This window comes from Micromonospora marincola (genome assembly GCF_056150385.1).
The window spans coordinates 1-20,417 of record NZ_JAXCFT010000019.1 but is presented as its reverse complement, the minus strand read 5'-3'; the positions used below and the strand labels follow the sequence as shown (position 1 = coordinate 20,417).

The window sequence follows — 20,417 nt, the reverse complement described above, 5'->3', positions numbered from 1 at the left end:
AGGGCGCAGGCCGTCTTCTCTGCGCAGGCATGGTCGATCACGTCCGGGCCATCGTTCGTTCGTGCGTGGCAACCTCCGGTGTGGACGCCGGGACGGCCCACGATCCACACGGTCGGAGTGGACCGGAGGCTCAGGCGGCCGATGCGGGGAACATGCCGAGTGTTCCAAGGTGCCGTCGCGCTGCGCAACGAAGGATCACCCCACTGTTTCCGGCCATCCCCCCGGGAGGATTCCCGTTGTGGCCGCTAGGGGTTGACCGACGGCGGTGCGATGGATATGGGGGTGCCCGTGACTAGTCCTTGTCGGTCACGTTCGTGGCGAGCAACCGGGCCGCCAGCTCGCCCCGCCCGCTCACCGACAACTTCCGGTAGATCCGGGTGAGCTGCTGCTCCACCGTGCTGGTGGTCAGGAAGAGGCGGCCCGCGATCTCACGGTTGGTGTGCCCCTGGGCGGTCAGGGTGGCCACCCTGACCTCGTCGGCGGTCAGCCCGCGTACCGCCTCCGGCACCGGCGCGGCCGTCCAGCCCGGCTCGCCGGGCGCCCCGCTGCCGGCGGAGTAGGGGTCGAGACTCCACTGCTCGACGACCCGGTCCGCCCGGCGTGTGGCGTGGCCGGCCCGCCTGTGGTCCTCGGTGAGCCGCAGGGCGCCGGCCAACTCGCTGAGCGCCCGCGCCAGCTCGATCCGGTCGTTCGACTCCTCCAGGGCCCGGATCGCGTCCTCGAGCGTGGCCGCGCGATCGGGCAGGCCGACACAGCCGGCGAGGGTACGCAGGGCGGCGCCGCGCTCGGCCGGATGCCCGGCGCCGAGCCGGTCGAGCTGCTCCCGGACCAGGTGTTCGGCCGCGCTCCGGCGGCCCAGCTTGAGCAGCGCGCGGGCCGCCTCGGTGCGCCACGGCACCAGCGCGGGCAGGTCGTAACCCCAGCGGCGCATGAGGTCGCCGCACCGCCGGAAGTCGCGCAGCGCGAACCGGTCCGCGCCGCCGGCCATCGCGTGGACGCCCCGGGCCCGGAGGTGGAACAGCCCGAAGACGCTGTCGAACATCACCGCCGGCACCGGCGTGCGCAGCCGAACGGCTGCCTCGTCGAGCTGTCCCAGGTCGGTGAGCGCCCGCACCGACACGGCGAGCGGAAGGCCGATGGCGACCCCCCAGGCCGGCGCGGAGAGCCCCTGCAACGCCTCGTCCGCGAGGTGGTACGCGGTCCGGGGGTCACTGCGGCGCAGCGCGATCTCGGCCCGGATCGCGGTGAGCAACGATGCCGACAACCGGTCGAGCGCGGGACCCCCGAGCAGTTCCCCGCACCAGGCGTCGGCCCGGTCCAGCCGATCGGCGAACACGAGCGCGGCAAGCGGCCAGATCAGCGTCCAGTGCACCGGTTCCCGGGCCCCGCGCGCCCGGAGCGCGTTTTCGGCCGCGTCGACGACGGCGTCGTCCCCGCCCCGGCGTACCGCGGCTTCCAGGCCGGCGATGCCGGTCAGGCGCGCGCGCAGCGTGGCCGCCTCGGCCCGGCGCAGCGGCGGGCGGTGCGGCCCGGCCCGCTGAGCCGCCGCCAGCTCCGGGAACAGCAGGTCGATCCAGAGGCCGGCCAGGCAGAGGTCGGCCGTGTCGCCGGGGTGGGTGCCGGCCGCGTGCTGCCACACCTCGCTCGCCTCGGTGACCCGGCCGTACCACAGCAGGTGGCGGATCGGCTCGACGGACCGGCCACAGTCGAGGCCGGCCGTGCGGACCGCGGCCGGGACGCCGGCCAGGTGCGGCAGCCCGGCGTCCGGGTCGAACCGTAGTTGGAGGTCGATGAGAGCGATCCGGATCCGGGCCCGCCGGGCCCCGTCGTCGCAGTGCCAACCGGCGTGCCGGAGGCAGCGCTGGGCGAGTTCGGGCTCCGAGTCGGACAGCTCGGTTGCCGCGTCGAGCAGGCTCTCGGCCATCCACGGCTCGCCGGCCGGGTCGGTGGCGAGCAGGTGGGGGGCGATGGCGGAGGCCGGCGCGCCGTCGCGGCGCAGGGCGGCGGCGACCCGGCCGTGCAGATCGGCCCGGACGCCGTCGGGCAGCCCGTCGAGCACCGCCCGCACCAGCGCGGGATCGCCGAGGTCGCCGTCGGTGACCAGGCCCGCCGTGGTCTCCGGCCGCAGCGCCGGCAGGGTCGACGCGGCGTCCGGACCGAGCACCCCGGCCAGGGAGCCGCGGGAGAGCCGGCCACCGGCGACGGCAAGCACGCGTACCGGGTCGAGCACGTCGGGTTCGCACCGGTGGAGGCAGGCGAGCACCGCGTCGCGGAACGCCGCGCCGACGACCAGCCGACTGGGCGTGTCCGACCGGCCGAAGGAGTCGTCAAGCAGGGCCCGCACCAGCAGCGGGTTACCGCCCGTGACGCGGTGGCACTCGGCGCCGAGCTGGCGCGCCAGCTCGGCGCCGCAACGGTCGGCGAGAACCTCCCCGACACCGGAGTCGGACAGCATGGCGAGGGCCACCCGGCGGACCCGGCCCGGAGTCAGCAACCCGGTGAGCGCCGGCGAACGCGGGCCGACGCGTTGCGCCTCGGTCGCCACCAGCCGGACCAGCGCCCGCCGCGGATCCCGCATCAGGTGGGACAGGCAGCGCAGGGACGCCGCGTCGGCATGGTGGACGTCGTCGACCACGACGACAAGCGGCACGCCGTCGGCGGGACGCGGGGGAGCCTGGTCGAGAAGGCGACAGATCTGCCGTACGGTCTCGTCCGTCTCGTCGTCGGTGGTCAGCTCGTACGCCGCGGCCAGCCGTTCGGCGATCTCCCGGCCGGTTCGGGCGGGCAGCGGCAGGTCGGGGCAGAGCTGCCGGAACACGTCGAAGGGCAGGACGCCGAGCCCGGGCGACGCCTCGGCGACCGCGATGCGCGCGCCGCGCCGGGTCACCCGCCGGGCGAACGCGTCCAGCAGCTGGGTCTTGCCGGAGGCGACCGGGCCGGTCACGAGCACCATGTCGGGACCGACATCATCGGAAAACATTCGCTCGAGCAGTGCGAGATGCTCGTCGCGTTCCACCAACCGCACCAGTCGGTCCCCTCACGTCACGCCCCGGGGTCTCGACGATCGGTCCAGGGAATGGTGAAACCCGGGCGACCACCAGAACGGCGACATCACGGTAATCCCCAGCCGACCCGGTCACAACCCGGACACGCGCGCACCGGGGTCGATCGTATGCGCGGCTGAAGGGCAGCTTTAGCGATACGTTGGCCGGAACGCCGACGCTGCGGTGGTGACAGGGACAGAACAACGCGGTGCGGCGGTCATGACCGCCGTCGAGGCGCCGACGCCGGCGAGCGTGCGGGACGCGGCCCGGCGGCTTGCCGCCCGCGTCATCGCCACCCCGGTGGTGCGGGACGACGAGCTGGACCGGCTCGCCGGCGCCCGGCTGTGGCTCAAGGCCGAGTGCCTGCAGACAAGCGGCTCGTTCAAGATGCGCGGGGCGCTGCTCGCGGTCGGGCGGCTCGCCGGCGCCGGCACCGCCGGGGTGCTGGCGCAGAGCACCGGCAACCATGCGATCGCGGTCGCCCGGGCGGCGCGGGAGGTCGGTGTGCCGGCGACTGTGGTGCTGCCGACCGACATCGCCCCCGGCAAGCTGCGCCGCATCCGCGCGGCGGGCGCCGAGGTGCTGCTGGCCGGCACCACGCTCGCCGAGCGCCTCGCGGTGCTGGCCGAGGTGCGGCGCACGCGCGGGCTGGACGTCGTCGACCCGTACGAGGATCCCGATGTCGTCGCGGGTCAGGGCAGCGCCACGGCCGAGATGCTGGCGCAGGTGCGCGCCGCGGGTGGTCGCCTGGACGCGGTGGTGCTGCCGGTCGGCGGTGGCAGCGCGGTCGCCGGAGGTTGTCTCGCCGCCGACGGCGAGGACGTGCGGGTGATAGCGGCCGAGCCGGCGGCGGTGCCGGCCCTGACCGAGGCGCTGCGGGCCGGCCGCCCGGTCACCGTCCGGTCGCGGCCGACGATCGCCGACGGCCTGCGGCCGGACCGCATCGGGGAGCTGCCCTTCGCTCTCGCCCGGGACCGGGTCGCGGACGTGGTCACCGTCGAGGAGGCGGAGATCGCGTCCGCACTGTGCGCGGTGCTGATGCATGCCCGGCTGCTTGTCGAGCCGGCGGCGGCCACCGCGCTGGCCGCCGCGCTGCGGCTGTCGTCCCGCCCCGGCGACCGGTGCCGGGACATCGGCGTGCTGCTCAGCGGCGGGAACGTCGACAGTGGCGTGGTCGCCGGTCTGCTTGCCGGTCACCAGGGTTGAGTCGAGGTGCCCGGCCGGGCCGGGCACCCCTGTCACTCCGCGGCTCTGGTCTGCATCGTCCAGCGGAAGATCGGCACCCCGGTCTCGGTGAACTCGTCCATCCGCTCGAAGTGCTCCCACGCGTTGTAGAACGGGACCTTCACCTTGTTCTCGGCCATGAGAACCTGCGGATTCCGTAGGTTGTCCGGCAGGTAGCCGGGACCGCCCTCCAGGCGGCATTCCTCGTAGCGGACATCGGTCATGATTCGACACCTCCATAGTGCCGCGCCGATTTCGTGGCGCTTCTCACGCTAAGGCGGCACGGAAATGACTGTCAACCCTCAGGGAAATCGTTTCGGCGCGTGGCGATCCACTTAAGCGTCGTATTAGTGACGGGAAAGAAGGATGCCGGACAATGGCTTTCGCGGGCTGCGCTCGCGGATATCGCGTCGGCTGCGGGCCGGCGGGTGCGGGTGGGCGGCCGGTGTCGTCGTCCGCCTCGAGTTGCTGCTGCGCCCGCGCGGCGGACGGTCCGGCCGGTTCGGCCCGATCAGCGGGAACCTGGCGGAACGGGACCTGCCCGAGCGGCCGTTGACGCCGGACGAGCACCGTGCCTGGCTGCGGCTGGCCGCCGCGTTGCAGGCCAACGACGAGGCCGGATGAGCCCGACCCCCGCCCGACCCCTTCAGACCCGTCGGCATAGGGGGAAGGTTAGGGGTGTCGAGCCTGTTCGACGCGATAATACGATCGGCTTCGGCCACTGGACCGACGATTGGTAATCGCAATGGACGATGTCGCCGCGGCAATTCCGCCCGCGTTCCCGATGCCTCGAACCTGCCCGGTCGATCCGCCCGCCGGCTATGCGAAAATTGCCGCCGAGCAGCCGATCTCGAAGGTGACGCTCCCGACCGGCAGGACCGCCTGGCTCATTCTGGGCCACGATTACCTGCGCCAGATCCTGGCCGATTCCCGGGTCAGCGTGAACCGCCTCGACCCGGCCTACCCGCACCTCGTCGAGATGGACGGGCAGGCGATGGGCGCCATCTCACTGGTCAGCAAGTCCCTGGTGGGGCTCGACCCGCCGGAGCACACCGTGCACCGGCGGATGCTGATCAACGAGTTCACCGTCAAGAAGCTCGCCGCGATGCGGCCCCGCATCCAGGCGATCGTCGACGAGTGCATCGACAACCTGCTCAAGCAGGAGCAGCCGGCCGACCTGGTGACCGCGCTGTCCCTGCCGGTGCCGTCGCTCGTCATCTGCGACCTGCTCGGCGTGCCCTACACCGACCACGGGTTCTTCCAGGACCGCACGCTCGTCGCGTTCAACCGCAAGTCCACCCAGATGGAGCGGATGCAGGCCGGCGCCGGCCTGTTGATGTACATGGACAAGCTGGTCACCGGGAAGGAGGCCGCGCCGAGCGACGAGGACCTGATCGGCCGGCTCATCACCAAGTACCGCGAGGCCGGCAACTACGACCACGCGCACCTGGTGGGGCTGTCGATGCTGCTGCTGATGGCGGGCTTCGAGACCACCGCCAACATGATCTCGCTGGGCACGCTCTCCTTCCTCCAGAACCCGGACCAGTTGGCGAAGCTCACCGACGACGGCACACTCGCCGTCCGCGCCGTGGACGAACTGCTGCGCTACCTGAGCATCGTGGACGTGTCCGGCGGCTCCCGGGTGGCGCTCGACGACATCGAGATCGGCGGCGTGACCATCCGCAAGGGCGACGGCGTCATCGCGCTGCTCAGCGGCGCGAACCGGGATCCCGGCCACTACGAGCGTCCGGACACCTTCGACATCGACCGGGGCGCCAAGTCACACGTCGCCTTCGGCTACGGCATCCACCAGTGCCTGGGCCAGAACCTCGCCCGCCTGGAACTGGAGATCGTCTACCGGACGCTCTTCGCGCGGGTGCCGACGCTGCGCCTCGCCGTGCCGGTGTCGGAGCTGCCGCTGAAGGACGAGGCAAGCATCTACGGGCTGGCCGAGATGCCGGTGTCCTGGTAGGACGGCGCAGACATGAGGATCACCGCGGATCGGGAGGCCTGTGTGGGCGCGGGGCAGTGTGTGCTCTCCGCCGACACGGTCTTCGACCAGGACGAGGACGACGGTCGGGTGCTGCTGCTCAGCGAGCGGCCCGACGACGACATCGCCGGGGTGGAGCAGGCGGTGCTGCTCTGCCCGTCGCAGGCGCTCACCCTCACCGACGACTGACCACACCCCCCGCGCGTGCCCCCGGCCTTCCGGCCGGGGGCACGCGGCCTTTCCCGGGGTACGCGATCAGGAAGAACGACGGCGGGCACGGAGGCGGTCACCGCCCCCGTGCCCGCCGTCGCCCGATCAGGCGCCGAGTTCCCCGTCCAGCATCGCGAAGAGCTCGTCGTCGCTGGCGACCGAGAGGTCCTCCGTCGCGTCCGGCTCGACCGTGGTGGGGGTGTGCCTGTCGCCCCACTTCCAGAGCAGGCCACGAAGCCGTTCCTCGATGCGCCGCTCGGCTCCCTCGCCCGGCTCCAGCGCCAGGATCCGCGCCTCCAGCCGGCCGATCTCGGCAAGCACCGCGGTCGCCGCCGCGTCCTCGTCGGCCGGGGCGACGGCGCCGTGCAGGAAACCCGCGAGCGCCTCCGGCGTCGGGTAGTCGAAGACCATCGTCACCGGCAACCGCAGCCCGACCGCCGCGTTCAGGCGGTTGCGCAGCTCCACGGCGGTGAGCGAGTCGAAGCCGAAGTCCTTGAACGCGCGCCCGGCGTCCACCTCGGCGGCGGAGGCGTGCCCGAGCACGGTGGCGACCTGGGCGCGGACCAGATCCAGCAGGATCGCCCGCCCCTCGTCCCGGGAGACCGAGGCGAGCTGCCGGGCCAGGGCCGAGGCGTCCACGGTGACCCCGGCGGCGCTGCGCCGGGTCGCGCCGCGGACCATGCCGCGCAGGATCGGCGGCGCCACCCCGGCCTCGACCTGGGCGCGCAGCGCCCGCGCGTCGACCCGGACCGGCGCCAGCACCGGCAGCGGGGACGGCCACGCGGCGGTGAACAGGTCGAGCCCGTCCGTCGTGCTCAGGGCGAGCATGCCGGTCCGCCCGAGGCGGGCCAGGTCGGCCCGGCCGAGGTGTCCGGTCATCCCGCTGGCCTCGGCCCACAGACCCCAGGCCAGCGCGAGCGCCGGCCGGCCCCGGCCGCGGCGGTGCACGGCCAGGGCGTCGAGCGCCGCGTTCGCCGCCGCGTAGTTGCCCTGACCGGGCCCGCCGAGCGTGCCGGCGGCCGAGGAGAACATGACGAACGCGTCGAGCGGCAGCCCGGCGGTCAGCTCGTGCAGGTGCCAGGCGGCGTCCACCTTGGGGCGCAGGACCCGGTCGAGCTGTTCCGGCGTGAGCGCGTCCACTGTGGCGTCGTCGAGCACCCCGGCCGCGTGGACGACAGCGGTCAGCGGATGCGCCTCGGGTATCCCGGCCAGCAGCGCGGCCAGCGCCTCGCGGTCGGCGAGGTCGCAGGCGGCGATCGTCACCCGGGCGCCGGCCGCAGTCAGCTCGTCACGCAGCGTCTCCGCGCCCTCCGCGGCCGGCCCGCGCCGACTGGTGAGCAGCAGGTGCCGGGCGCCGTGCTCGTCGATCAGCCGGCGGGCCACCAAGCCGCCGAGCACGCCGGTGCCGCCCGTGACCAGCACCGTGCCGTCCGGGTCGAGCGCGGACGGCACGGTGAGCACCACCTTGCCGGTGTGCCGGGCCTGGCTGAGGTAGCGGAACGCCTCGGGGGCGCGACGCACGTCCCAGGCGGTCACCGGCAGCGGTCGCAGCGTGCCGTCGTCGAACAGGACGGACAACTCGTCGAGCATCTCCTTGACCCGGTCGGCGCCGCCGTCCATCAGGTCGTACGCCTGGTAGGTGACGCCGGGGTGGTCGTCGGCGACGCGTTGCGGATCCCGGATGTCGGTCTTGCCCATCTCCAGGAACCGGCCGCCGCGCGGCAGCAGCCGCAACGACTCCTCCACGTACTCCTTCGCCAGCGAGTTGAGCACCACGTCCACGCCCTGGCCGCCGGTCGCGGCGAGGAACGCGTCGGCGAACTCCAGGGTCCGGGAGGAGGCGATGTGCGCGTCGTCCAGACCCAACGCCCGCAGGGTGTCCCACTTGCCCGGGCTGGCCGTGCCGTACACCTCGACACCCCAGTGCCGGGCGAGCTGGATCGTCGCCATGCCGACCCCGCCGGTCGCCGCGTGCAGCAGCAGCGTCTCGCCCGGCTGGATCTTCGCCAGGTCGACCAGGCCGTAGAAGGCGGTCAGGTAGACCACCGGGATGGTGGCGGCCTCGGCGAACGTGCAGTTCGGTGGCATCCGGGTGAGCAACCGATGGTCGGTGATGGCGATCGGGCCGATGCCGGAGACCAGGCCCATCACCCGGTCGCCGGGAGCGAACTCGTCAACCCCCGGGCCGGTCGCCAGCACCACGCCGGCGGCCTCGCCGCCGAGCGGCCGGCCGTCGTTGCGGACCAGGCCGAGACTGATCAGCACGTCGCGGAAGTTGAGCCCCCCGGCCCGTACGGCGAGGCGCACCTGGCCGGGCTCCAGCGGCTGGTCCGCCTCCGGCCACGCGCGGATCAGCAGGTTGTCCGGGGTGCCGCCGCCGGTGGAGTCCTCCTGCCAGTGCAGTCGCCACGCGGGGGCGTCCGGCAGCGGCAGGGTGGGCGCGGTGTCGGCGCGGGCCAGCCGGGCCACCTGCACGACGCCCTGCCGGACGGCGAGTTGCGGCTCGTCAAGCGTCAGCACGCCGGCCAGCGCGGCCGTCGAGGCGGGATCCCGGTCCAGGTCGACGAGGGTCAGCCGGCCCGGGTGCTCGGACTGCGCCGAGCGCAGCAGCCCCCACGCCGCGGCGGCGGCCGGGTCCATCCGGACGTCGTCACCAGGCACCGCACGTACCGCCCCGGTGGTCACCAGGACGAGTCGCGGCCGGTCCGCGGCCAGGTGCTCGCGGAGCAGGTCGAGGGCGGTCCGGACGGCGGCGCGGACGCGGTCCGGCAGGTCCTCGCCCGGGATCGGCAGCGCCGCGATCGTGACCTCGGGGTCGCCGCCCGCGGCCGGCGGCAGGTGGGCGGCCAGTCCGTACGGGTCGTCGCCGTGGACCACCGCGCGTGGCGGCGTCTCCGGGCCCGACCCGGTGGCCGGCGCGGCGGCCCAGTCCAGGTGGAACAGCCAGTCGTGGTGCGGCTCGCGGGTGGTGGCGAGCGCGGCGGCGGAGACAGGCCGGACCGCGAGCGCGCCGACCCGCGCCACCGGGCCGCCGGCCGGGTCGGCCAGGTCCAGCGTCACGCTGCCCGCGCCGGCCGGGCGCACCCGGACGCGCAACCCGGTCGCGCCGGAGGCCAGCAGCGCGGTGTCGGACCAGGAGAACGGCAGGAGCACCTCGTCGTCGCCGACCGGCGCCGCGCCGGTGAGCCCGGCTGCGTGCAGGGCGGCGTCGAGCAGCGCGGGATGCAGACCGAAACCTGCCGCGTCGGTGCCGTCCGGGAGCTGGGCCTCGGCGTACACCTCGTCGCCGAGGCGCCACGCGGCGCGCAGGCCACGGAAGAGCGGGCCGTAGCCGTACCCCTGCCGGTCGAGCCGTTCGTAGTGGCCGTCGAGCGGGATCGCGGTGGCGCCCGGCGGCGGCCAGGCGCCGGTGAGCGGTCCCGGGCCGGCGTCCGGCTCGTCGTCGGGCTCGGCCGGGGCCAGCAGACCGGCGGCGTGCAGCGTCCAGGGCCGGTCCGTCCCGTCCTCGTCGGAGCCCGGCCGGCTGTGCACGGTGACCGGGTGCCGGCCGGTGGCGTCCGCCGCCGCGACCGTGACCTGGAGGGCCAGCCCGCCGGTCACCGGCAGCACCAGCGGCGCCTGCAACGTCAGCTCCTCCACCCGGTCGCAGCCGACGCCGTCCCCGGCGTGCACGGCGAGGTCGACCAGGGCGGCGGCGGGCAGCAGGATCCGGCCGAAGACCGCGTGCTGGGCCAGCCACGGCTGGGCGTGCAGCGAGAGGCGTCCGGTGAGCACCGTCGCGTCCCCGTCAGCCAGCGGGACGGCGGCGCCGAGGAGCGGATGCGTGGTGGCGGTGAGGCCGGCCGAGGCGACGTCGCCGGCCCCGGACGGGGTCGGCAGCCAGAAGCGGTCGCGTTGGAAGGCGTAGGTCGGCAGGTCGACGCGCGGCCCGGACGGGATCCGCCAGTCGACGGGTACGCCGCCGACGTGGGCCCGGGCCAGCGAGGCGTGGAAGCGGACCAGGTCGCCCTCGTCGCGGCGCAGGGTGCCGACGGTGAATCCGGGCGCCGCGTCGGCCCGCTCGTCGAGCGTCTCCTGGATCGGCACGGTCAGGATCGGGTGCGGGCTGATCTCGACGAAGACCCGGTGCCCGCGCTCGTGCAGCAGCCGGGTGACGTCCGCCAGCCGGACCGTCCGGCGCAGGTTGCGGTACCAGTATTCGGCGTCCAGGAGGGCGGGCTCCGGCTCCTCGCCGTCCACCGTGGAGTAGAAGGCGATCTCCGCGGGTCGCGGGGTGATGCCGGCCAGGCTCGCCAGCAGCGTCTCCCGGACCGCCTCCACGTGCTCGCAGTGCGACGCGTAGTCCACCGGGACGGTGCGGGCGTCCACTCCGTCCGCCTGGGCGCCGGCGACGAGCGCGGCGACGGCCTCCGGCGTGCCGGCCACCACGGTGGCGGCCGGGCCGTTGACCGCGGCGATGGTGACCGCGCCCGCGGACTCCAGCCGCGCCTCGACCCGGTCGGCGGGCAACGGGACCGAGGCCATCGCGCCGGTGCCGGCAAGCACGCCGAGGGCCCGGCTGCGCAGCGCGACCACCCGGGCGGCATCCGGCAGGCTCAGCACGCCCGCGATGTGGGCGGCGGCGATCTCCCCCTGGGAGTGCCCGACGACGGCGTCCGGCCGCACCCCGTACGACTCCCAGAGCCGGGCGAGGGCGACCATCACCGCGAACAGCGCGGGCTGCACCACGTCCACCCGGTCCAGGGAGGCCGCGCCCGGCTCGTCGCGCAGCACCGGCAGCAGGTCCCAGTCGGTGTGCGGGCGCAGCGCCTCGGCGCACTCGGCGATCCGGTCGCGGAACTCGGCGCTGGCGTCGAGCAGCCCGCCCGCCATGCCCACCCACTGCGAGCCCTGGCCGGGGAAGACGAAGACCACCCGGCCCGGGTCCCCGGCGGCCACGCCTGTCACCACGCCCGCCGGCGCGTCGCCCGCGGCGAGCGCGTCAAGCGCGGCCGTCCGGTCGCCGGCGAGCACGACCGCCCGGTGGTCGAGCAGGGCCCGGGTGGTGGCCAGCGACGCGGCGATCCCGGCCGGGTCCAGGTCGGGCCGGTCGGCGACCAGGTCGCGCAGCCTCGCGGCCTGGGCCCGCAGGGCCGGCGCAGTACGCGCGGAGAGCAGCCACGGCGCGGCCCGGGACGTGGGTGCCGGCGTGGTGTCGTCGACCGTGGACCCCTCGGCCGCCGGGGCCTCCTCGACGATGACGTGGGCGTTGGTGCCGCTGATGCCGAACGACGACACACCGGCCCGGCGGACCCGCTCCCCGCGCGGCCACGACCGGGCCTCGGTCAGCAGCGCGACCTCCCCGGCCGTCCAGTCCACGTGCGGGCTCGGCGCGTCCACGTGCAGGCTGCGCGGGAGCATCCCGTGCCGCAGGGCCAGCACCATCTTGATGATCCCGGCGACGCCGGCCGCCGCCTGGGCGTGGCCGATGTTCGACTTGATCGAGCCGAGCCGCAGCGGCCGGTCGGCGGGCCGGTCCCGGCCGTACGTGGCGAGCAGCGCCTGCGCCTCGATCGGGTCGCCGAGGGTGGTGCCGGTGCCGTGCGCCTCCACCGCGTCCACGTCGCCCGGTTCGAGGCGGGCGGCGGCAAGCGCGTCGCGGATCACCCGCCGCTGCGACGGCCCGTTCGGGGCGGTGAGCTGACTGCTCGTGCCGTCCTGGTTGACCGCGCTGCCGGAGATGACGGCGAGCACCTGATGACCGTGGCGTTCGGCGTCCGACAGCCGCTCCAGCAGCAGCAGGCCGGCGCCCTCGCCCCAGCCGGTGCCGTCGGCGCCGGCCGCGAACGGCTTGCACCTGCCGTCCGGCGCCAGCCCCCGCTGCCGGCTGAACTCCACGAACAGCCGCGGGGTGGCCATCACCGTCACGCCGCCGGCAAGCGCGAGCGTGCACTCGCCCTGCCGCAGCGACTGCACCGCGAGGTGCACCGCGACGAGCGACGACGAGCAGGCGGTGTCCACGGTGACCGCCGGGCCCTCGAAGCCGAAGGTGTAGGCGATCCGGCCGGAGGCGATGCTGCCGGCGCTGCCGGTGCCGATGAAGCCCTCGAACTCCGGCGGCATCGGCTGGATCCGGGCGCCGTAGTCGTTGTACATCACGCCGGTGAAGACGCCGGTGCGGCTCTTGCGCAGCGTCACCGGGTCGATGCCACCCGCCTCGATCGCCTCCCACGTGGTTTCCAGCAGCAGTCGCTGCTGCGGGTCGATGGTGAGGGCCTCACGGGGGCTGATGCTGAAGAAGTCCGCGTCGAAGTCGGCGGCGTCGTGCAGGAAGCCGCCCTCGCGGGCGTACGTGGTGCCGGTGCGTTCCGGGTCCGGGTCGTAGATGCCGTCGGTGTCCCAGCCCCGGTCGTCGGGGAACGCCGAGATCGCGTCGGTCTCGTCGCTGAGCAGCCGCCACAGTTGCTCGGGGGTGCGCACCCCACCCGGGTAGCGGCAGCCCATCCCGACGATCGCGATGGGCTCGCGGGCCCGGTCGGCCAGCCGGCTCTGTTGCCGGCGTAGCTGTTCGTTCTCCTTCAGGGATGCCCGGAGGGCCGCAACGATCTGGTCGGTCGAGGTCGTCATCGCAGCTCCAGCGTCCAGCGGTCGAAGCGGGCTGCTCCAGGTTGCCGACCTGGGCTAACGGGCGGCTTGCCGGGCGCTAAAGCTGGTCGGCCGGGCGCCGCGAAACGGTCGCGGCGCCCGGCCGACGTGCTCAGGCCCGGCCCAGCTCCCGGTCGATGAAGTCGAAGATCTCATCGGCGTCGGCGGTCTCCAGCCGGTCGGCGACGGCCGTGGCCGACGCCGCCGAGTGCTCGTTCCAGCGGGCCAGGAGCGTCTGGAGGCGCAGCGTGATCCGGCTGCGGCCGGGATCGTCGGCGGCGATCGCGCCGAGCGCCCGCTCCAGTCGTTCCAGCTCCTCGGCGGCCGGGTCCCGAGCCTCGGCCGGGGCGAGCCGGTCGCGGACGTGCCGGGCGAGCGCGCCGGTGTTCGGATAGTCGAAGATCACTGTCGGTGGCAGCCGCAGCCCGGTCATCGTGTTGAGCGTGTTGCGCAGCTCCACCGCGGTCAGTGAGTCGAAGCCGAGATCCTGGAACGGCCGGTCGACGTCGACGGCGTCCGGCGAGGCGTGCCCGAGCACCGTGGCGATCTGGCCGCGGATCAGGTCCAGCAGCACCGTCTCCCGCTCCGCGTCGCCGAGGTCGGCCAACCGCCGGGCCAGGGCGGCGGCCCCGGCGGAGGTCCGGCGCGGCGGCACCCGCACCAGGCCGCGCAGGATGGCCGGCAGCACGCCGGCGCCGGCCTGGGCCCGCAACGCGACGGTCTCCAGCCGCACCGGCACGAGGGCCGGAGCCCCGTCGGCGAGCGCGGCGTCGAGCAGCCGCAGCGCTGTCGCGCCGGGCAGCGGGAGCAGGCCGTTGCGGGCCATCCGGGCCCGCTCGGCATGCTCAAGCGTCGCGGTCATCCCGCTCTCCTGCTCCCACAGGCCCCACGCCAGGCTGGTGGCGGGGCGGCCCTCCGCGCGCCGCCGCTCGGCGAGCGCGTCGAGGAACGCGTTCGCCGCCGCGTAGTTGGCCTGCCCCGGGCTGCCCACCGTGCCGGCGAACGAGGAGAACAGCACGAACGCGGCGAGGTCGTGGTCGCGGGTCAGCTCGTGCAGGTGCCAGGCCGCGTCGGCCTTCGGGCGCAGCACCGTGTCCAGCCGGTCGGGCGTGAGCGCGGTCAGGATGCCGTCGTCGAGGACGCCGGCCGTGTGCACGACCGCGGTCAGCGGATGCGCGGCCGGGATCGCGTCGATCAAAGCGGCGAGCGCGTCCCGGTCGGCGACGTCGCAGGCCACGATGCTCGGCTCGGCGCCGAGCGCGGCAAGCGACGCGGCCAGCTCGTCCGCGCCGTCGGCCGCCGGGCCACGCCGGCTTGCAAGCAGCAGCCGCCGGACCCCGTACGCGGTGACCAGGTGCCCGGCGACGTCCGCGGCGAGTGTGCCGGTGCCGCCGGTGATCAGCACGGTGCCGTCCGGGTCGAGGCGCGGCGGCGTCCGGTCCGGCGCCGGCTCGGCGGCGACCAGCCGTGGCGCCAGGACCGCCCCGTCGCGTACCGCGATCCGGGGTTCGTCGGCGGCGATCGCGGCGCCGAGCGCGCCCGGCAGCGCGGCCCGCGACGCGGCCGTGTCGTCCAGGTCGACTAGAAGGAACCGGCCCGGGTTCTCGGTCGCGGCGCTTGCCAGCAGGCCGGCCACGGCCGAGCCGGGCAGGTCGCGCGGCTGCTCACCGGCGGCCGTGGCGCCCCGGGTCAGCAGCGCCAGCCGGGTGTCGGCCAGCTCCGGCGCGGCCAGGAGTTCCCGGCACAGGTCGAGGACCCGTGCGGTGACCGCGTGCGCCCCGGCGACCGGGTCGGCGTCCGGCCCGGTCGACGCGACGTGCACGAGCAGGCCGGGCGCGGCCTCGCCGGCGGCGACGGCGGCCCGCAGGGACGCCAGGTCCGGGTGGGACGCCGCGGCGCCGAGCCCGAGCGGGTCCGGCCCGACAAGCGTGAAACCGGTGTCCGCCGGGGCGCCGGTCGCCGCCGTCCAGTCCAGCCGGTACAGGGCGCCGTCGCGGCCACCGGCGCGGCGTAGCTGCTCGACCGCGATCGGCCGGATGGCAAGCGACTCGATCGTGGTCACCGGGGTGCCGGCCGAGTCGGCCAGGTCCACCCGGACGGCGCCGGACCCGGCCGGGGAGACCCGTACGCGCAGCGTGTCCGCCCCGGGCACGGGCAGGTCCACGCCGGAGAAGACGAACGGCACCTGAGCCTGCTCCGGGGTGCCCGGGAGCAACGCGATCGCGTGCAGCGCGGCGTCCAGCAGCGCCGGGTGCAGGCCGAAGCCCTCCGGCGAGGTCCCCTCGGGCAGCGTCACCTCGGCGTGGACCGTGTCGCCCTGCCGCCAGGCCGCCCGGACGCCCTGGAACGCCGGACCGTAGGCCAGCCCGGCGGCGAGGAACCGCTCGTACAGCTGGTCGACGGCGACCTCGTCGGCCCCGGCGGGCGGCCAGGCCCCGCCGGGCGCCGGCGCCGGTTCCGGCGTCGTCGCGGGCGCGAGCACGCCGTCGGCGTGCCGGGTCCAGACGCCGTCGCCGCCCGCGCCGGCCGGCCGGGAGTCGATGGTCAGCGCCCGGCGTCCGTCCGGGTCGGCCGGCCCCGCGACCACGTGCAGCCGCACGCCCGCCGGGTCGTCGAGGACGAGCGGGGCCGCGAGGGTCAGCTCCTCCAGCCGGTCGCAGTCGGCGTGCCCGGCCACGTGCAGGGCGAGCTCGGCGAACGCGGCGCCGGGCAGCAGCACGTGGTCCAGCACGGCGTGGTCGGGGATCCAGTCGGCGGTGTCCGGCCCGAGCCGGCCGGTGAACAGCCAGCCCCCGTCGGGCAGCTCGGTGGCGGCGGCGAGCAGCGGATGGCCCGCCGGGCCCAGCCCGGCCGCGGTGACGTCGGCGGTCGCGGCGCCACGCAGCCAGTAGGGGCGGCGCTGGAACGGGTACGTCGGGAGCTGCACCCGCCGCGGGCGCAGCGGCGCGAGCACCGGCGACCAGTCCACCTCCACCCCGTGTACGGCCAGCCCGGCCGCGGAGATCAGCAGCCGGGTCCAGCCACCCTCGTCCCGCCGCAGCGTCCCGGTCACGGTGGCCTCGACACCTGCCTGCTCGGCGGTGTCCTGAAGCCCGGTGGTGAGCACCGGGTGCGGGCTGCACTCGACGAAGTGCCGGAAACCGGCGTCGAGCAGCGCCCCTGCGGCAGGCGCGAACCGGACCTGGTGGCGCAGGTTGGCGTACCAGTAGTCGGCGTCCAGGGTGGCGGTGTCGATCGGCTCGCCGGTGAGCGTCGAGTAGAAGGCCACCTGGGCGGTCCGGGGCTCGATCCCGGCCAGCACCTCCCGCAGCCGGTCCTGGATCGCCTCGACGTGGTGCGAGTGCGAGGCGTAGTCGACCGGGATCCGGCGCACGCGCACGCCGTCGGACTCCCCGTCGGCGAGCAGCTCGTCCAGGGCGGCGACGTCGCCGGAGACGACTGTGGCGGCCGGCCCGTTGACCGCGGCGACGCTGATCCGGCCGTCCCAGCGGGCGATGAGCTTCTCGGTAGCCTCGACGGGCAGCGGCACCGAGACCATGCCGCCCAGCCCGGCGATCGCGGCGAGTGCCTGGCTGCGCAGCGCCACGACCCGGCAGGCGTCGGTGAGGCTGAGGGCCCCGGCGACGTACGCGGCGGCGATCTCGCCCTGCGAGTGGCCGATGACGGCGTCCGGCCGGACTCCGAGGGCCTGCCACTGCCGGGCCAGTGACGTCATCACGGCGAACAGCGCGGGCTGCACCACGTCGGCGCGCTCCAGCGGGGGCGCGTCCGGCGCCCCGCGCAGCAACTCCAGCAGCGACCACCCGGTGAGCGGGTCGAGGACGGCGGCGCACGCCTCGATGTGCTGGGCGAAGACCGGCGCGGTGGCCAGCAGCTCGGCCGCCATGGCGGCCCACTGCGAGCCCTGCCCGGGGAAGACGAAGGCGATCGGGCCGGCCGGACCCTCGGCGGCGCCGCGTACCAGGTTCGCGGCGCCGCCCTCCGTGGGCAGCGCGGCCAGGCCGGCGAGCAGCTCGTCCCGGTCGGTGCCGACGACGACGGCGCGGTGCGGGTGCCGGGCCCGGCCGGTGGCGAGGGTCTGCGCCACGTCGGCCGGGCGCAGCGCGGTTCCGGCCCGCACGAAGGCGCCGAGCTGCCCGGCCTGGTCCACGAGCGCCTGCTCGGTGCGGGCGGAGAGCAGCCAGGCGACAGGCGCGGACGTCGGCGGCTCCGGCTCGTCGGCGGGCGCGTCGTCCGGCGCCTGCTCGATGATGACGTGGGCGTTGGTGCCGCTGATGCCGAACGAGGAGACCGCCGCCCGGCGGGGTCGCCCGTTCGGCTGCCACGGCTGCGGCTCGGTCAGCAGCGAGACGTTCCCGGTGCTCCAGTCGACGTGCGGGCTCGGGGTGTCGGCGTGCAGGGTCTTCGGCAGCTCGCCGTGCTGGAGCGCGAGGGCCAGCTTGATGACGCCGGCGATCCCGGCGGCGGCCTGGGTGTGCCCGATGTTCGACTTGATCGAGCCGAGCCAGAGGGGCCGGTCGTCGGGCCGGTCCTGGCCGTACGTGGCAAGCAGCGCCTGGGCCTCGATCGGGTCGCCGAGCTTGGTGCCGGTGCCGTGCGCCTCGACCGCGTCCACGTCGGCGGTGGTCAGCCGGGCGTTGGCGAGCGCCTGTTGGATCACCCGCTGCTGGGACGGCCCGTTCGGGGCGGTGAGGCCGTTGCTGGCGCCGTCCTGGTTCACTGCCGATCCGCGTACCACGGCGAGGATCGGGTGTCCGTGGCGCCGGGCGTCGGAGAGCCGCTCCACGAGCACCACGCCGGCGCCCTCGCCCCAGCCGGTGCCGTCCGCGTCCGCGGCGAAGGACTTGCACCTGCCGTCCGGGGCGAGACCGCGCTGCCGGCTGAACTCGGTGAAGATCGCCGGGCTGGCCATGATGGTGGTGCCGCCGGCGACCGCCATGTCGCACTCGCCGCTGCGGATCGCCTGGCAGGCCAGGTGCAGCGCGACGAGCGAGGACGAGCACGCGGTGTCGACCGTGACGGCCGGTCCCTCCCAGCCGAAGGTGTAGGCGATCCGGCCGGAGGCGATGCTCGTGGTGGTGCCGATCATCAGGTAGCCCTCGGCGCCGGAGGAGGCCGGCGACGTGCTGCCGTACGCCTGCGCGATCACTCCGGCGAAGACGCCTGTGTTGCTGCCGCGCAGGCTCGCCGGGTCGATCCCGGCCCGTTCCAGCGCCTCCCACGTCGTCTCCAGCAGCAGTCGCTGCTGCGGGTCGGTGGCGATGGCCTCGCGCGGGCTGATGCCGAAGAAGTCCGCGTCGAAGTCGGCCGCGTGCGGGACGAAGCCACCCTCGAGCGCGTACGTCTTGCCGGGCGCCCCCGGGTCCGGGTCGTAGATGTCGGCGGTGTTCCAGCCGGGGCGGTCCGGGAACCGGCCGATCGCGTCGACGCCGCCGGTCAGCACCTGCCATAGCTGTTCGGGGCTGTCCGCACCGCCGGGGAAGCGGCAGGCCATCCCGATGATGGCGACCGGCTCGTCGGCCGGCCGGGTGGTGGCCGTCCGGCGGGTGGTCTTCGCGCGCGTCCCGCCGAACTCGGTGCGCAGGAAGCCGCCGAGCGCCGCCGGTGTCGGGTAGTCGAAGACCGCGGTCGGCGACATCCGCAGCCCGGTGGCCGTGTTCAGCCGGTTGCGCAGCTCCACCCCGGTCAGCGAGTCGAAGCCGAGCTCGGAGAACGGCCGGTCCGGGTCGATGTCGTTGGCCGAGGCATGGCCGAGCACGGCCGCGATGTGGGTGCGGATCAGGTCGACGAGCAGCCGGTTCTGTTCCGCCTCGCCCAGTCCGGCCAGCCGGGCGCGCAGCGCGTCGCCGTCACCGGCGTCCGTGTTTGTGGCCCGCCGGGCCGGCCCGCGTACCAGCCCGCGCAGGATCGGCGGCACCGCGCCGGAGAGGGCGCGCAGGGCCCGGGCGTCCAGCCGGGCCGGCACCACCGTCGGGCGGGCTCCCTGGACCGCCGCGTCGAACAGGGCCAGCCCCTGCGCGGCGGTCAGCGCGGCGAGCGCGCCGGGGCGGCGGGGCGCTTCGCCGCCCATCCCCGCCGCGTCCTCCCACAGTCCCCAGGCGAGGGAGGTGGCGGGTAGTCCGTGGGTGTGGCGGTGGGTGGCGAGTGCGTCGAGGTAGGTGTTGGCGGCGGCGTAGTTGGCTTGTCCGGGGTTGCCGAGGGTGCCGGCGATGGAGGAGTAGGTGATGAAGGCGGTGAGGTCGTGGTCTCGGGTGAGGTGGTGGAGGTGCCAGGCGCTGTCGGCTTTGGGGGTGAGGACGGTGTCGAGTCGTTGGGTGGTGAGGTCGGTGAGGAGGCCGTCGTCGAGGACGCCTGCGGTGTGGATGATCGCGGTGGGTTGGTGGTCGCGGAGGAGGGTGGCCACCGCGTCGGGGTCCGCGAGGTCGCAGGTGGTGATGGTGACCTCAGCGCCGTGTGCGGTGAGTTCGGTGTGGAGGTCGGTGGCGCCGGGTGCGTGGGGGCCGCGGCGGCTGGTGAGGATGAGCCGGCGGATGCTGTGGGTGGTGACGAGGTGGCGGGCGAGGAGGCCGCCGAGGGCTCCGGTGCCGCCGGTGATGAGGATGGTGTCGTTCGGGGTGAGGGGGGTGGGGATGGTGAGGATGACTTTGCCTGTGTGTCGGGCTTGGCTGAGGTGGCGGAAGGCGGTGGGTGCGTCGCGGATGTCGAACGCGGTGACCGGCAGCGGCTTGAGCACTCCGGAGGCGAACAGCTCGCCCAACTCGCGCAGCATCTCGGCGACCAGGTCGGGCCCGGCGTCGACCATGTCGAACGCCTGATACTCCACGCCCGGGTGGGCGTCCGCGACCACCTGCGGGTCACGGATGTCGGTCTTGCCCATCTCCAGGAACCGTCCACCGTGGGGCAGCAGCCGCAGCGAGGCGTCCACGAACTCCCGCGCCAGGCAGTCGAGCACCACGTCCATGCCCGCGCCGCCGGTCGCGTCCAGGAACTGCCGCTCGAAGTCGAGCGTCCGGCTGTTGCCGATCCGGTCGTCGCCGACGCCCTGGCCGCGCAGCGTCGGCCACTTCGGCGTGCTGGCGGTCGCGTAGATGTCCGCGCCGAGGTGCCGGGCTAGTTGCACGGCGGCGGTGCCGACGCCGCCTGTCGCCGCGTGGATCAGGATCCGCTCGCCGGGCCGCAGCACCGTCAACCGGGTGAGCGCGTAACACGCGGTCAGGAACACGATCGGTGCGGCGGCGGCCTCCGCGAACGTCCAGCCCGGCGGCACCGGGGCGACCAGCCGCTGGTCGGTCACCGCGGTCGGTCCCATCGCGCCGGTGAACAGG

General features: G+C 75.0%; 8 protein-coding genes. 4 read left to right on the top strand and 4 right to left on the bottom strand.

The window, feature by feature from the left end:
* Nucleotides 1–292: 292 nt before the first annotated feature.
* A complete protein-coding gene (locus SM450_RS26635; protein WP_474622579.1) occupies nt 293–3,016 on the bottom strand; it encodes an AAA family ATPase in 2,724 nt (907 codons plus the stop codon).
* A gap of 247 nt (nt 3,017–3,263) precedes the next feature.
* Between SM450_RS26635 and SM450_RS26630 the strand changes: the two genes are divergently transcribed.
* A complete protein-coding gene (locus tag SM450_RS26630; protein WP_474622523.1) occupies nt 3,264–4,250 on the top strand; it encodes a threonine ammonia-lyase in 987 nt (328 codons plus the stop codon).
* A 32-nt stretch (nt 4,251–4,282) separates the two neighbouring features.
* Here SM450_RS26630 and SM450_RS26625 read toward each other — a convergent pair whose 3' ends face one another.
* On the bottom strand, nt 4,283–4,492 hold the full coding sequence (locus tag SM450_RS26625) for a DUF5988 family protein (protein ID WP_474622522.1): 210 nt from the start codon (nt 4,490–4,492) through the stop codon (nt 4,283–4,285).
* A gap of 142 nt (nt 4,493–4,634) precedes the next feature.
* On the opposite strand from SM450_RS26625, the gene SM450_RS26620 reads away from it, so the two are divergent.
* The 3 genes from SM450_RS26620 (at nt 4,635) to SM450_RS26610 (ending at nt 6,447) form a co-directional block, all read left to right on the top strand.
* On the top strand, nt 4,635–4,892 hold the full coding sequence (locus SM450_RS26620) for a hypothetical protein (protein ID WP_474622521.1): 258 nt from the start codon (nt 4,635–4,637) through the stop codon (nt 4,890–4,892).
* Nucleotides 4,893–5,013: 121 nt separating this feature from the next.
* Nucleotides 5,014–6,240: a cytochrome P450 gene (locus SM450_RS26615; RefSeq protein WP_474622520.1), complete on the top strand. Its 1,227-nt coding sequence runs from the start codon at nt 5,014–5,016 to the stop codon at nt 6,238–6,240.
* Between the two features lie 12 nt (nt 6,241–6,252).
* On the top strand, nt 6,253–6,447 hold the full coding sequence (locus SM450_RS26610; RefSeq protein WP_281583464.1) for a ferredoxin: 195 nt from the start codon (nt 6,253–6,255) through the stop codon (nt 6,445–6,447).
* Nucleotides 6,448–6,573: 126 nt separating this feature from the next.
* On the opposite strand, the gene SM450_RS26605 is transcribed toward SM450_RS26610, so the two are convergent.
* On the bottom strand, nt 6,574–13,074 hold the full coding sequence (locus SM450_RS26605) for an SDR family NAD(P)-dependent oxidoreductase (RefSeq protein WP_474622519.1): 6,501 nt from the start codon (nt 13,072–13,074) through the stop codon (nt 6,574–6,576).
* Between the two features lie 130 nt (nt 13,075–13,204).
* Nucleotides 13,205–20,386 (bottom strand): SDR family NAD(P)-dependent oxidoreductase, encoded by a 7,182-nt coding sequence (locus SM450_RS26600; protein WP_474622518.1) that lies wholly within the window; start codon nt 20,384–20,386, stop codon nt 13,205–13,207.
* Nucleotides 20,387–20,417 lie beyond the last annotated feature (31 nt).

What these genes read in the sequence shown, in the direction of transcription:
- SM450_RS26605 (WP_474622519.1), bottom strand. Translation starts at nt 13,074, where the DNA reads ATGACGACCTCGACCGACCAGATCGTTGCGGCCCTCCGGGCATCCCTG.
- SM450_RS26620 (WP_474622521.1), top strand. Translation starts at nt 4,635, where the DNA reads ATGCCGGACAATGGCTTTCGCGGGCTGCGCTCGCGGATATCGCGTCGG.
- SM450_RS26615 (WP_474622520.1), top strand. Translation starts at nt 5,014, where the DNA reads ATGGACGATGTCGCCGCGGCAATTCCGCCCGCGTTCCCGATGCCTCGA.
- SM450_RS26630 (WP_474622523.1), top strand. Translation starts at nt 3,264, where the DNA reads ATGACCGCCGTCGAGGCGCCGACGCCGGCGAGCGTGCGGGACGCGGCC.
- SM450_RS26625 (WP_474622522.1), bottom strand. Translation starts at nt 4,492, where the DNA reads ATGACCGATGTCCGCTACGAGGAATGCCGCCTGGAGGGCGGTCCCGGC.
- SM450_RS26610 (WP_281583464.1), top strand. Translation starts at nt 6,253, where the DNA reads ATGAGGATCACCGCGGATCGGGAGGCCTGTGTGGGCGCGGGGCAGTGT.